A 13,732-nucleotide genomic window follows, 5' to 3' on the forward strand; every position below is an offset into this window, starting at 1 on the left:
ACCGTGAAACCGGAACAGGGATTAACTAAAATTTTGATGACTAGTCTGTTGGGCAGTGCTGCGATGGTGGCAATGGCTCAGCCTGTTTTTGCAGCGGCTCAGGTGACTGCGGTACAGATATCTCCTACCGCAAAGGGAGCAACGCTGATGTTACGAACCAATGGCAGCGATCGCCCCCAAGTATTTTCAGTCAATCGCGGTCGCACTTGGACGGCAGACTTGATTAACACCCAGCTTGCCATGCCGGGAGGACGGTTTCAGCAGGCAAATCCTGCGCCTGGAATTTCGATGGTGACCGTTGCCCCTCTCGATCGCACCAGCGTCCGGGTCACCGTCACCAGCAGCGGATCTGCCGTAGCAGGGCAAGTCACCCGCAATCAAGGCGCGCTCCTGTTTAGCATGACCGCAGCACCCGCCAAAGCAACCAAGGCAGCACCAGGCAAAGCAACCAAGGCAGCACCAGGCAAAAAACCTGTCACCACCGCCGCCAAGCCTACTAACACTTCCCTGCGCCGCACTCAAGCCGGAAACACGCTGCCGCCTTTGCCAGCGCCATCCTTCCAAGCACCTTTGCCAGCCGTTCAGCCTTCAACAGCACCAGCGCCTCGCTCTCCCTTCTTGCCCAACGCTCAACCGCTTGCCCAATTGCCCCCGGCTTCAGTCACGCCTCCGGGTCAATTTCAACCGGGGCAATCGGTCACCCAATCACAACCCGCCCAAAGTCCACTGCCTGCTTTTCAAGGGGGTGCCCCGCTGGTGCCCAATCCCCAAATAAAAGTGGATGGTGCCGCCTACCAACCCCCGCCAGCCGTGCCGCCATTTGCGCCGAACTTGCTCCCCAGAGCTATTGCGCCTCCAGTAGGAGACATCGCAGTTGGGCAAGTAGACTCTACTTCAACATCAATTGATTTAGGGACAAATGAGCGCGTCCCCCGTTTGGTTTTAAGAGATGCCTCCGCCCGTGAAGCGCTCTCTCTACTTGCCCGCTCTGTCGGCTTGAACATTGCCTATGCTCCTCCACAGCCTCTCGGAGGAACGATTCAAACTGCTGCACCTGTAACGCAGGATACTGGTGGTCCCAAAGTCACTCTAGATATTGAAAATGAACCTGTTCAGAATGTTTTTAACTATATTCTGCAAGTTACTGGCTTAGAAGCAAACCGAGTGGGTCGTACTATTTTTGTCAGTCCTCGACTGCCAGACAATGCGCGGAGTCTCGTCACTCGCACCTTACGCCTCAACCAAGCGACCGTTGCTGCTGCCTCTGCTTACCTAAGTAGCGTGGGAGCATCCACTCTGCGTTCCGTTGACGTGGTACGGATTGAGGAAGTGGGAACAGGGATTAACCGTCGGTTTGTTGAAACCCGCGATACTGAAATTCGTCCCCTAGAGGCAAGAGAGGGCACGGCTCCTCTGTTGTTACGAGGCTTATCGATCGCCACGGATGATCGCTTGAACTCAATTACTTTAGTGGGTCCTCCTCGCAAAGTTGAAGTGGCAACCTCTTTGTTAACGCAGCTTGATGCGCGTCGTCGTCAGGTTGCCATTAATGTTCGAGTGATCGATATTGACCTGATCGCCTTTAATCGGGTGGGTGCTAGCTTCTCGTTTGGAGTGAACGACTCGCAGTTTGTGAACACGGGTGGGATTGGCTTACTGAACTTTGGGCGACAAACTCCCAGCTTTAATGGACTCAGTTCTACGCTGAATACGGGCAGCACGATTGGAGCCGCACCCGCGATTTTTGGAGGTGCGATCGCAAACAATGCCGGCGGATTTACACGAGACTTCTTGCTGCAATTGCAGGCGGCTGTCACCACAGGCAATGCCAAAATTTTGACCGATCCCACCCTGGTAGTCCAAGAAGGACAGCAGGCACAGGTTCAGTTGGCGCAGGAAGTTATCACCAACATTCGGCAGCAGGTGACAGCGACTCAAAATTCTACTCAAATCACGGTTGAAGTTGAAAAAGCGCCAGCGGGGTTAACTCTACCGGTTAGAGTTGAAAAAATTGATGACAACGGATTTATTTCGTTCACCATTAATCCAGAGATTACGCGACCGGATCAAACCGTCAATATTTCCTTTACAAACCAGGGTCAAACCGTTACCAACCCGATTACCCTGTTAGCAAGGCGAATTGTTAATTCAGGGCTGGTGCGGGTACGCGATGGGCAAACGCTGCTGCTGTCTGGCATCATTCAAGATGAAGACCGCGCTACGGTGACCAAAATTCCTATTTTGGGGGATATTCCAATTCTGGGAGCGCTTTTCCGCCGAACCGAGAAGCAACAGCAGCGCCGGGAAGTGATTGTGCTAGTTACTCCACGGATTTTGGATGACACAAACTCCAGCGCTTTTGGCTATGGCTACACGCCTAGTCGTGACGTGCAAAGGATTATTGATGGAGGGCAACGCTAACTCAGCAGTTGTCCTAAAGTTTGGTTCTTAGGCTGGGCGATCGCCCAGCCTTTTTTATAGCTAACGTTTTAGGCTTATAGAAAGGTTACAGATCTTACAGTAACGAAAGTTGATTGGAGCTTTGCTTTTCTTGAAAAAGGCGTTCTACCTCTCCTCGTTGATATTGAGGAGTGCGGTATTGTCCTACCAGACGCGGTTGAATATTCGCTCGCTTGAGGGAAGTCCGCGCTTGCTGAGTTGAAACTCCTAAAATTGCTGCAGCAGATCGCAGGGATAGCCATTGTTTGGCAAAGCGATCGAGCAAGGTTTCATCTGGCTCATTTTGAATCTCTGTTAATAGCAATTTTGCCAACAGCCAACACGCGAGAGTATCCGCCTCTGCTCGGTGAGAGGTGTTAACCGGAAAGCCAAAATGCTGTACTAGATTGGGCAGACTGCGAGACGGCAACTCAGGCAACATCAGCCGTGCCAAAATCACGGTGCAGAGTTGTTCAGAATTCGGGCGAGTAAAGCCTGCACCCAAATGAGCAAACTCTGACTGAAGAAACCCATAGTCAAATGCGAGATTGTGAGCAGTCAAGGTGCCCGTATTCAATAACGGCAAATATTTCTGCCAAATATCTTCTGCTGAATCTGCTTGATTCACCATATCTTGAGAAATGCCTGTGAATCGAGTGATGCTCTCTGGCACAGGCACCTGTGGATTAATTAAGTGGGTTTGCTGGTGATGAATGCCTGCATCTAAAGTGGCTTGCAAAACCGAAATTTCAATCACGCGGCTAGATTTGGGGTGATGTCCTGTAGTTTCTACGTCTACGACTGTTAGGACTTGTTGACTCACCTGACGATAAAAATACAGCAACTCGGTGGATAGCACGGCGGTTTGTAGGGGCTAAAAATATCTGACAGAAAAAAGGCGCGAAATCTCGCGCCCTTTAAAGCTAGTGAATCAATTTACTACTACCGCTCAGAGAGGTGTGACCCACCATGAGAGGAGCGGTGAGAACTGGAAGCAGTTTGACGCTGATTGCCATTCGGTTTGGCACGTTTGATTGGCTTCAATTTAGGCGAAGAAGTTCTGTCATCATCGTTGTAATCTCCACCTGCTTCTTGAGAAGAACGCATCCAGGCAGGTCGAATCTGGTCATACGCCATCTGCAACGCTGCTGCCGCGATCGCGTGGGGTTCGTATTCTTCCGAAAGTTTCGCCACAATAGGTAAGAACGATGCCATGCGTTCGCCAGCCAGCGCTTCTTTGAGACTGTCTTGTAGCTTTTCAATCTGCCGTGCTTCAATTTGAGCGCGAGTTGGAATAGAGACGATCTCCAAGCGTTGACGGACATGATTTTCGATGTCTCTTAGCTTGCGGCGATCCATTGAGTGAACTAGGGTAAGCGCCATACCTTCCTTCCCGGCTCGTCCCGTCCGACCGATGCGATGAACGTAATTTTCGACGCTATCCGGCAAATCGTAGTTGATGACATGGGTCAGGTCATCCACATGAATTCCACGGGCTGCGATATCGGTTGCGACAACCCAACGCACTTGACCCTGACGGAACCGGAGCAAGAGACGCTCACGCTGAGATTGGCTCAAGTCTCCATGATATTCATCGACGCTGTGTCCTGCTGCTTGCAACTGACTGGTTAGGTCGGCGGCTGCTTTACGGGTGCGAACGAAGATCAAGGCAGAAGCAGGATCTTCTAGTTCAAGGATGGGCAAAAGCGCACGGGGCTTTGTCCATCCGCGAGGCACCATGTAGGCAACTTGGTTAATCCGGCTAGGAGCCGCTTTAGGTTGCTCAATAGTGACTGTAACGGGCGATCTCAGAAACTTAGCTACTAATTTGCGAACAGACGGTTCCATCGTGGCAGAGAAAAACGCAGTTTGTCGCTCAGTGGGTGCTTGGTTCAGAATTTTTTCCACATCTTGAATAAAGCCCATATTCAGCATTTCATCGGCTTCATCCAACACCAACCACTGGACATTGTTGAGCTTCAAATCGCCCCGGCTCAACAAATCAAGCACTCGACCCGGAGTTCCCACGACCATTTGGGCACCGCGTCTCAACCGGGAAATTTGGGGTTCGATCGCTTGCCCCCCATAAATGGAAACAATTTTCAGATGGCGATCGTCATTAAAATCACGAATTGCCTGACAAACCTGCATCGCCAGTTCGCGAGTTGGAGTTAGAACGAGTGCCTGCACCACCGGGGACGAGACATCGATCCGCTCTAGGATTGGTAAAGAAAAAGCAGCCGTCTTACCAGTACCGGTTTGCGCTTGACCCACTACATCACGACCTGCCAGCAAATGGGGGATCGCTTCGGCTTGAATCGGAGTAGGGGCGGTGAATCCTAAGGACTCTAGAAAACGGACACGGGCATCAGATAGACCAAGGCTGTTAAACGAAAGGGTCATTGAATCTCCTATAAATATCAGAAATGAGACGGGATCAAAAGGCTTAAACGTCAGGAAAATACCCGACAAAGCCGCAACTCTTAGAAGAGTTACTCTTGAAATGCAGCGATTTATGGGACGGCTAGAGGTTGATGGTTAAATAAATCTGCTGCGGTTGCGATATGACCATACAGGTCATATTCACTGGCATCGTCAATGGCAACTGGCACCAAAGACCCTAAACTCGCTTCACCAGAAACGTATACTAAGCCATCAACCTCTGGCGAGAAACGAGACGAGCGACCGAGCAGTTCCCCAGTTTCAGGGTTTTCTTGCTCAATCAGCACATTGACAACCTTGCCAATTTCCAGGTGATTCTTTTTTAAAGAAATCGGCTGCTGAACCTGCATTAAGGTTTGACGGCGCTGGTTCATCACAGCTTGAGGAAGTTGGTTTGGAAGGGTATAGGCTGGAGTTCCCTCCTCTGGGGAAAACGTAAATACGCCTACATGATCAAATTCATGTCTTTGAACAAACTCTAGCAAATGTTCAAAGTGTTCATCTGTTTCACCGGGAAAACCCACGATAAAAGTGGTTCGCAAAACAGAGTTAGGAATAGACTCCTTAATCCGCTGAATAATCGCATCATTGACTTGTCCTTGCCAGGGACGATTCATCGATCGCAGCACCTCAGGGTGAGAGTGTTGCAGCGGCAAATCCATATAGGGCAAAACGTTGGGCGTTTCTTGAATCGCGGCAATCACGTCAGGGGTTAAGCCCGTGGGATAAGCATAGTGAATCCGAATCCAGGGAACCTCGACTTTGCCAAGCGCCCGTAAAAGCTCAGCGAGTTTGGGTTTGCCGTAAATATCGATGCCGTAGTTTGTTGTGATTTGGGAAATTAAGATTAGCTCTTGCACTCCTTCTGAGGCTAACCGTTTAGCTTCAGCCACAATGGATTCAATGGTGCGCGATCGCTGATTTCCGCGCAAGTGAGGAATAATGCAAAAAGCACAGCGATAGTCACAGCCTTCAGCTACCCGCAGATAGGCAACTCCCTCAGTTGTCGTGCGATAGCGGGGAGTATTTTCATCGGCAATATAAGTCGGCTGCAACGAGATCTCTGTCACCCGCTCTCCAACTTCAGTGCGCTGAATCACATCGACGATTTTGTGATAATCGCCTGTCCCAACTAGGGCGACGGCTTCGGGCAACTCGTCCAGCAATTCTTGCTTAAAGTGCTGTGCCATGCAACCCGTAATCACAATTTTTTTGTCGGCTTCAGCCAGTTCAACTAGGGTACGAACCGATTCTTCGCGAGCCGATTGAATGAAGCTACAGGTGTTGACAATCACGTAGTCTGCGAGTTCCTCGTTTGCGTCTACTGAGTATCCCGCTTGAACAAGGAGACCCAGCATATGCTCGGTGTCAATCCGGTTTTTCTCACAGCCTAGATGTGAGACGGCAATAGTTGGCTTAGTGCCCATGAAGCTAGTAATAATCCTATGAAAGGGAAATTCAGTCGTCGTACTTTGGCGATCGCGTCGCGACGGACTTATCCCCTCGCATCAAACCTATTAGCATCAGCTATTCAGTTCCTGAGTGCAATCGCTCAGATAATGTTCAGCTTATATACTAACTTGAAAATGAAAATATTACGATACTTTACAGGATAGAGTTTTGATCTGGAATCAGAATAAGAGATTTCAACTCAATTTAAAAGAGATTAAGAGAGAGCGATGATTTACTGTAAGGATCGTTCCAGTGAAAGGCTATTATTTGGATAGAGCAGTAGCGATTAAGATTCAGGATAAATGACAGAGTAGACCTTGGATTACACAGGCATTGCTCCCCGTCACTCATCTACTCTTACCGACTAATCTGCCACAACTGACCTTTTTCAGATTCAGATGAGTCCGATTTATAAACACGTGGACTTAATCCAAACTTTCAAAACTCCAAATCCAGTGATTGGCGTTGTCCATCTCCTGCCTTTGCCAACCTCACCCCAATGGGGCGGCAGCCTCAAAGCGGTGATAGATCGCGCAGAGCAAGAGGCAGTCGCTCTAGCATCAGGCGGCGTAGATGGCATTATTGTAGAGAACTTTTTCGATGCACCCTTTACCAGCGGTCAAGTTGATCCTGCGGTGACCAGTGCCATGAGTCTAATTGTGCAGCGGTTGATGCATTTGGTGACGCTGCCGATTGGCATTAATGTGCTGCGAAATGATGCTCACAGTGCGATCGCGATCGCCACCTGCACCAATGCTCAGTTTATTCGGGTCAACGTGCTAACAGGAGTGATGGCAACGGATCAAGGCTTGATCGAAGGCTGCGCCTATGAACTATTGCGCTATCGTCGCGAATTAGGCAGTGATGTCAAGATTTTTGCAGATGTATTAGTCAAACATGCCCGTCCCCTGAGTTCTCCCAATCTGACCGTTGCTGTGCAGGATACGATTGAGCGTGGACTAGCCGATGCGATTATCTTATCGGGTTGGGCAACGGGTAGCCCTCCTAGTCTTGAAGACTTGGAACTTGCAAAAGCCGCAGCACATGAAAGCCCTGTTTTTATCGGCAGTGGAGCAGATTGGGAAAATGTGGGGACTTTAATGCAGGCGGCTGATGGCGTGATTACCTGTAGCTCGTTGAAGCGCCACGGTCGTCGGGATCAACCCATTGATCCCATCCGGGTGGGTCGGTTTGTAGAAGCCGTGCGGCGGGGTGTCCCTATCGTTCAACCTCAATCGCTTTCTTCTGTTCGCTTACATTCCTAACCATTTGCAGTTTTGAAGGAACTTGGTCATGAATCGTCAAATTTACGCGATCGCTCTACTTGGGCTTGCCATGGGCACCGCAGTGATGACTGTTGACCCAGCGACTACCAGCGCCAAACCTGCTGGAGTTTCCGTCAGCGTTACCGATAACAAAGCATTAACCGAGTTAGCCCTGCACTTAAAGAAAATCAACGCCAAAATGTATGGTGCGTATTGGTGCCCTCACTGTACTCGTCAGAAAGACCTGTTTGGCAAGTCGGCAATTCAATCGATTTCCTATATTGAATGCGATCCCCGTGGTGAAAATGCTCAGCCAAACTTATGTAAAGCCGCCAAAATTACTGGCTACCCTACCTGGGAAATCAAGGGCAAACAATATGTCGGAGTCCAATCTTTAGAAGAATTAGCAAAAGCATCTGGGTATAAAGGCTCCACTAAGTTTTAGGCGGGGATCAGGTGCAGGTATCGAGTATTAGAGGTTAGGATTTCAGAATAGGAGTATGTGCAGCGTCAGAGGAAATCGTTCCTTAAACACAAACGGGAACAGAATGGGGCAAAATAAAGACGAGATTCCTATATCTGGATTCTGGTTAATCGTATGGGGTTGAGCTATGTCTAGTCTTGTGGGTCGTCGTCGGAATGTTCCATGGATTCACCGTTGGTCACGCCAAATTATTGGGGCGATCGCCATTCTCGGCGCGATTAATACGGCATACATCACTATTACCAAACTCTCAAAAACCGTTGCGGCTTGCCCAACAAGCGGGTGCGAACGAGTTTTAGACAGTCCCTATGCCACCGTGTTTGGGTTGCCCTTGGCTCTGTTTGGCTTGGCAGCTTATATCGCCATGGCAGTCTTTGCTCTAGCGCCCTTAGCAGTCAACCCTGAACAAAACCGAAAACTGCGAACCACTTTAGAAGGCATCACTTGGCGGCTATTGTTCATTGGCGCAACTGCCATGACCGTCTTTAGTGGCTACCTGATGTATATCATGGGGTCGCAGTTTGTTTCAAAATTTGGGGCTGGCGGGATTTGCTACTACTGTATTGCCTCTGCGCTGTTTGCCCTCAGTATGCTTGTCCTAACTCTAATTGGACGCGACTGGGATGATGTAGGGCAACTGGTGATCACGGGGATTATCACCGTGATGATCACCTTGATCACGACCCTGCTCATTTATGCAAATCTTCCTTCCTCGTCTTCGCCTTCAGCATCGGGCGGCACTGCTGGACCTGCGGTTGTCAATACATCGTCTCCGGCTGAGATTGAATTGGCACAGCATCTGAAGCAGATTGGGGCAAAAATGTATGGAGCCTACTGGTGTCCGCATTGCCATGATCAAAAAGAACTATTTGGCAAAGAAGCCGCTGCAATCTATCCCTATGTGGAATGTGCGCCCGATGGAGTGAACTCTAAAACAGCACTCTGCCAGGAAGTTGCACCCAAAATTGAGAAACAAACGGGGCAGAATTTTGGGTTTCCGACTTGGGAAATTAAGGATCAGTATTTAACTGGCACTCAGCAATTAAGCGATTTGGCAACTAAGTCAGGCTATCAGGGACCGCGCAATTTTAAGAATGGAGTCTAGTCTTCTGCTCAACTCAGACGTTCTAGTTGCCAGAGGATTTGGTTTCCTTCGCGGCGAACGCGGGAGACTGCCCAGTTACGCCAGACCCAGTTATCTCCACGGCTGGTCACAGCGCTAGCGTTCACATCCATTAAATCTGCTAGTTCTGAACTAGTTATTAAATACCCTTTTTCGGCAATTTCATCTGCCATGCGAAGAGATTCAACAGTATCGCGCAGTTGAGCAACTTTGACCTCACGGGGAGCGCCGTCCACTAGATCTGGCGTGAAAGAGGATTGTATATCTGTCATCGGTTCAAGCGTCGCAACATCGGTAAACATAGATTCGGATTGTATAGTGTTGGGCTTTAAGTTGGCTGACTCCAGTTGAACTGATTTGAGCGGAGTTTTTATAGTCAGAGATTCGGTTTTGTTGGGAGTGATTGTCTGACTGGTTTGAACTTGGGTCAGCTTAGGACTTTTGCCAAGACTAAAGGCACGGGCGATCGCATCGCAGCGTTCATTCCCTTCATTTCCCGCATGGGCGCGTACATAGCGCCATTGCACCTGTTTGGAGTTTAAGAGATCTAATTCTTGCCACAGGTCTTTATTAACCACATCCTTGCCTGTGGAAGTTTTCCAGCCTTTTTGTTTCCAGCCTTTGATCCACTCAGTAATGCCCTTTCTGACATATTCGCTATCGGTATAAAGCTCGATCGCGTCTGATTGGTGAGACTGGGTGAAGAATGTCAGCGCTGCGATCGCGGCTTGCATTTCCATCCGGTTGTTCGTGGTTTGCCGATCCGCACCGCCCAATTCATGACGTGAGCCATCCTGGAAATAAACGACTACGCCCCAGCCGCCGGGTCCCGGATTGCCACTACATGCGCCGTCTGTATAAATACTTTGAATCATTACTTATTCCAACAATCCTCTAACCATCAAGATACTAAGCTCAAAGCTGGTTCATTCGTCTGCTCTAGTTGATCCAAAATGCCAATTACTTCTCGTTCAAATGCGACCTGAGCGCGGTTGGTGGTGCCACCTACATAGCATTGCCCGTCTGCTTGCAATGCCCAGATTTGAGAATGGGAAACGTAGCTCATGATTACGCCTGCCATGAGTAAAGCAAACCCGGCATACACGAGGGGAATTCCCGGATCGGCTTTAATCTGTAGTCCCGTACTGCCCACCAGTTCCAGAATTTTGAGAGTGACTCCATTCACTTCAGTGCCCATGCCTGCTCGCGCCGTGGCAATGAGCTTGCCATCGTTGCCATAGATAATCAAAGTGCCCTGGAGGTCTTTGGCAATCAGCGACACTCCTTCACTCAAATCTGGTTTTGTGGGAATCCAAGTGCCCCAGAGTTGCCCTTTGCCGCCCGTATCCAGTTGCGCCATGGGCAGTTGAAAAATGGGGCTGTTATTCAGCCGCACCCGCACAGCCGCGATCGCCCAAGATGCTTGATACAACGTCACTCCTTTATACGTCAGCGGTTCATTCACATGAATTGTTTTTCGCTTTACTTCGTTACCTTTACCATCCAAGACCGACATATCAGAGTAAAACTGGTCGATGTTGCCTTCGGGCGTGTAGTCGATCCAGAAGCGATTGACCTTAACTGACCAATCCTTAGGGATCTGCGGCGTTGCCCAGGGTCCAGCGTCGGTAATGTTTTGAATTTGAAACGTGTTGCCGCTGGGGATCATTTCCTGGGCAATAAATCCAGTCAGCGCCCCCGTAATGCCGCCCAGCAAAATAATCAGAATGCCGATGTGGACGATGATGGGACCCACTCGCCCCACTAACCCTTTATGAGCATAAAGAGAATCTCCCTGACGAAAAATGCGGTAGCGACGACTTGCCAACAGGGGCGCTAAATCATCGAGCGATCGCTGGTCTAAGGTGGCGCTGAGGGCAAATTTTTGAAACTGGCGCGGTTGGGTATAAAAATTCCAGGTGCGAGAAAACCAGCGGAGAGAGGGAATTTGTCGTTTAAAGGTGCAGGCAGTCAGGCTAGACCCAAACAGGATTAATAAGCCGAGAAACCACCAAGTACGATACACATGGTCGAGTCCCAACGTGAGTAATACTTTCCAGGTAAGAAACCCAAATAGGGCAGGCTGTTCGGGGTAGTTCGCTTGGTAAAACGCGATCGGTTGTCCTTGTTCTATCACCGTGCCGGAGATGCTGAATAGGGCAATCAGCAAGAGCAGGGCGATCGCCAACCTCAAATCCGCCAAAAACGGCACCAGTTCTCGCTTAAAAAAAGTTTGAGGAGCGGCAGTAATCGTAGAAAATTTTGACAAAAAAGTATCTTTTGCAGTCATTGCCCTATTGCCTTTAAACGATTGCCCCATCCTTAAAATGAAGCATCAACTCAAAACTCAAAAACTGGTTACTCTAAATAGCAGCGAGAACACCCCGAAAGTCACGAGTAAAAGACCGCTAGCTGGCGTAATCCAGCCCGACCAGCGACGCAGTTCCAGCAGCTTTTTAAGTGAAGCGGTGAACGTGCCTGCCAAAATTAGCGGAGTCACGTAACCCGCCGTATAAGCCAAGAGCAAGAGGCTACCCAAGACAGGATCTTTGGTGGTGGAAATCCAGGCAAGCAGCGTAGCTAAAACGGGTGTGCTGCAAGGAGAGGCTACCAGACCGAAGGTTACGCCAATTAAGTAAGATTTTGCACTGGTTGGCAACTCTTGCGAAAACCAATCCATACCGCCCCAGGATGGCAACCTGAAAGGCAATGCTTCCAGCAGGTTTAAACCCATCAAAATCGCGATCGCGCTGACTACAATCGGCAAACCCAAGCCAATTTGTCCATAGATTTTACCGACCACGGCTGCCAAGATTCCTAAGCCTGCCAGTGTCGTTGCAAGCCCCAAAGCAAACCAAGTCGATTGCACCGCTGCTTGTAGTCGGGTTTTAGCTTCGTAGCCACCAATATAGCCAATCGTGATTGGCAGCATGGACAGCGTACAGGGCGTGAGACTGGTCAATAACCCCGCCAAAAAAATGATCCCCACGCTGACGGGCGTGAGATGAACCAGTTGGGTTGAAACAAGCGTATTGGCAAACTGAGCCAATTGATAAAGCTGAGTCTGGAGGGCTTCAAACATTCTTTCTGTTGCGATCGCGCCTTTTAACTATGCCTGTTTAAACTACAAGCGATCGTTCAAATACTTCTCTATCTTAATCTTCTTACTGCGTTGTACCGAGGGACATCAGGTTGCCCGACGAGGAATCTTAGAAATGCGAGGCGATTCTTGGAGCGATTCTCCTTCGGAGACGCTTCGCGAACGTTTTACAACTCGCGATTTTAGAGTAACAGGCTGACGATTATTCCGGTGATCATCCAAACGCACCACTTTTGCTTCACCACTTTCCCGCGCCACCCGAATCAGCAACCCCGCTGCAATCAAGCTGGAGATCATCGAACTGCCACCATAGCTGAGCAACGGAAACGGTAACCCCGTCGTGGGTAATACACCCGTCGCCACACCAATATTTAACAACGATTGCCCAATTAATAGCACCATAATTCCGATCGCTATCAAACGATGAACGGTCGTACTTGCCTTCAGCGCCACCCTCAACGCCAGCGTGGCATACACCGCCAGCATGATCAGCAGCATTAAGCAGCCTAAAAAGCCAAACTCTTCAGCAAAAACCGCAAAGATAAAATCAGTATATTGAATCGGCAGATAAAACAACTTCTGCTGAGACAACCCAAACCCAGTCCCCCAAGCATCACCCGAAGCAACTGCCAAAATACTTTGAATTAGCTGATAGCCATCTCCATGGGGATCAGCCCAAGGATTCAAAAATGAAAGAATGCGCCGCAACTGATAGGAACGCAAACTGACACTCAACGCCACAACCAGCAAACCAGCCAATGCAGTTCCGCCCAATTGTATGTATGGCAAACCCGCCCCCAACGCAACTAGCCATAGCATCATGCCGCAAAGTGCCGCCGTACTTAAATTTGGCTGTAGCAACACCGCCGCCACAACCACTAAGAAAATTCCTAGCCAAGTGAACCGAATCGACCACCGCAGCCGATCCCACTGAGAAAAAATCCGCGCACTTTGCAGCACCAGAAAAGGCTTAATCAGTTCCGATGGTTGTAGGGGAAAAGGTCCAATGAATAACCAGCGAGATGAGCCATTAACCAGAATCCCTACCCCCGGAATCAGGGTCACTAAGATTAGCCCCAAAACGAGCAGCAAGACCCAATCCGCAACTCCAATAATGAAGCGCACCGGAGTATGAACCAAAAGATTGAAGCCAACTAAGCCAATGAGAACCCAAACAATTTGGAGTTTAAAGTAATACAATCCGTCTCCCTGTTCCGCATCTGCAACGGCATAGGAAGCCGAGAAAACCATCGCTAAGCCAATAAACACCCATACAAAAGTTAGCCAACGAAGCAATCGTGCTTCTATAGACCAATCGTGGGCGGTAGTATCAAAAAACGGAATCAGGTGACGTAGGTTCACAAGCTTCTCAATGAAAATCTTGAAGGATAAAGAACAAACTGTTTGGCTGAGTCTAATCTTTAACC

Annotated in this window: 11 protein-coding genes; 4 read left to right on the plus strand and 7 right to left on the minus strand. The window is 49.3% G+C overall.

What is annotated here, in order from left to right:
* The first annotated feature begins 3 nt into the window (after positions 1-3).
* Positions 4-2,421, plus strand: a complete 2,418-nt coding sequence (locus tag AB3R30_RS08140; RefSeq protein ID WP_458648668.1) for a secretin N-terminal domain-containing protein — start codon at positions 4-6, stop codon at positions 2,419-2,421.
* 94 nt (positions 2,422-2,515) lie between these two features.
* On the opposite strand, the gene AB3R30_RS08145 is transcribed toward AB3R30_RS08140, so the two are convergent.
* From AB3R30_RS08145 to rimO, 3 genes are all read right to left on the minus strand, one after another.
* Positions 2,516-3,298 carry a 3'-5' exonuclease gene (locus tag AB3R30_RS08145; RefSeq protein WP_458648669.1) on the minus strand — a complete coding sequence of 261 codons (783 nt, stop codon included), beginning with the start codon at positions 3,296-3,298 and terminating at the stop codon, positions 2,516-2,518.
* A gap of 83 nt (positions 3,299-3,381) precedes the next feature.
* The gene (locus tag AB3R30_RS08150; protein ID WP_458648670.1) at positions 3,382-4,842 is read right to left on the minus strand and encodes a DEAD/DEAH box helicase; all 1,461 of its coding nucleotides are present in this window, start codon (positions 4,840-4,842) and stop codon (positions 3,382-3,384) included.
* A gap of 110 nt (positions 4,843-4,952) precedes the next feature.
* Positions 4,953-6,308, minus strand: a complete 1,356-nt coding sequence (gene rimO, locus AB3R30_RS08155; protein ID WP_458648671.1) for a 30S ribosomal protein S12 methylthiotransferase RimO — start codon at positions 6,306-6,308, stop codon at positions 4,953-4,955.
* A gap of 423 nt (positions 6,309-6,731) precedes the next feature.
* On the opposite strand from rimO, the gene btpA reads away from it, so the two are divergent.
* The 3 genes from btpA (at position 6,732) to AB3R30_RS08170 (ending at position 9,187) form a co-directional block, all read left to right on the plus strand.
* Positions 6,732-7,598: a photosystem I biogenesis protein BtpA gene (gene btpA, locus AB3R30_RS08160; RefSeq protein WP_458648672.1), complete on the plus strand. Its 867-nt coding sequence runs from the start codon at positions 6,732-6,734 to the stop codon at positions 7,596-7,598.
* A gap of 28 nt (positions 7,599-7,626) precedes the next feature.
* Positions 7,627-8,043 carry a hypothetical protein gene (locus tag AB3R30_RS08165; RefSeq protein ID WP_458648673.1) on the plus strand — a complete coding sequence of 139 codons (417 nt, stop codon included), beginning with the start codon at positions 7,627-7,629 and terminating at the stop codon, positions 8,041-8,043.
* A 166-nt stretch (positions 8,044-8,209) separates the two neighbouring features.
* Positions 8,210-9,187: a vitamin K epoxide reductase family protein gene (locus tag AB3R30_RS08170; protein ID WP_458648674.1), complete on the plus strand. Its 978-nt coding sequence runs from the start codon at positions 8,210-8,212 to the stop codon at positions 9,185-9,187.
* Positions 9,188-9,195: 8 nt separating this feature from the next.
* Here the strand turns inward: AB3R30_RS08170 and rnhA are convergent, their stop codons facing one another.
* From rnhA to AB3R30_RS08190, 4 genes are all read right to left on the minus strand, one after another.
* Positions 9,196-10,080 (minus strand): ribonuclease HI, encoded by an 885-nt coding sequence (rnhA, locus tag AB3R30_RS08175; protein ID WP_458648675.1) that lies wholly within the window; start codon positions 10,078-10,080, stop codon positions 9,196-9,198.
* A 26-nt stretch (positions 10,081-10,106) separates the two neighbouring features.
* The gene (locus AB3R30_RS08180) at positions 10,107-11,495 is read right to left on the minus strand and encodes a cytochrome c biogenesis protein (protein WP_458648676.1); all 1,389 of its coding nucleotides are present in this window, start codon (positions 11,493-11,495) and stop codon (positions 10,107-10,109) included.
* Between the two features lie 57 nt (positions 11,496-11,552).
* Positions 11,553-12,287 (minus strand): cytochrome c biogenesis protein CcdA, encoded by a 735-nt coding sequence (locus AB3R30_RS08185; RefSeq protein ID WP_458648677.1) that lies wholly within the window; start codon positions 12,285-12,287, stop codon positions 11,553-11,555.
* Positions 12,288-12,392: 105 nt separating this feature from the next.
* On the minus strand, positions 12,393-13,667 hold the full coding sequence (locus AB3R30_RS08190) for an FtsW/RodA/SpoVE family cell cycle protein (RefSeq protein ID WP_458648678.1): 1,275 nt from the start codon (positions 13,665-13,667) through the stop codon (positions 12,393-12,395).
* Between the last annotated feature and the right edge of the window lie 65 nt (positions 13,668-13,732).

Source organism: Sivoneniella epilithica UHCC 1019 (assembly GCF_040830845.1).
In the GTDB taxonomy this organism is placed as follows: Bacteria; Cyanobacteriota; Cyanobacteriia; order Leptolyngbyales; family Leptolyngbyaceae; genus ULC077BIN1.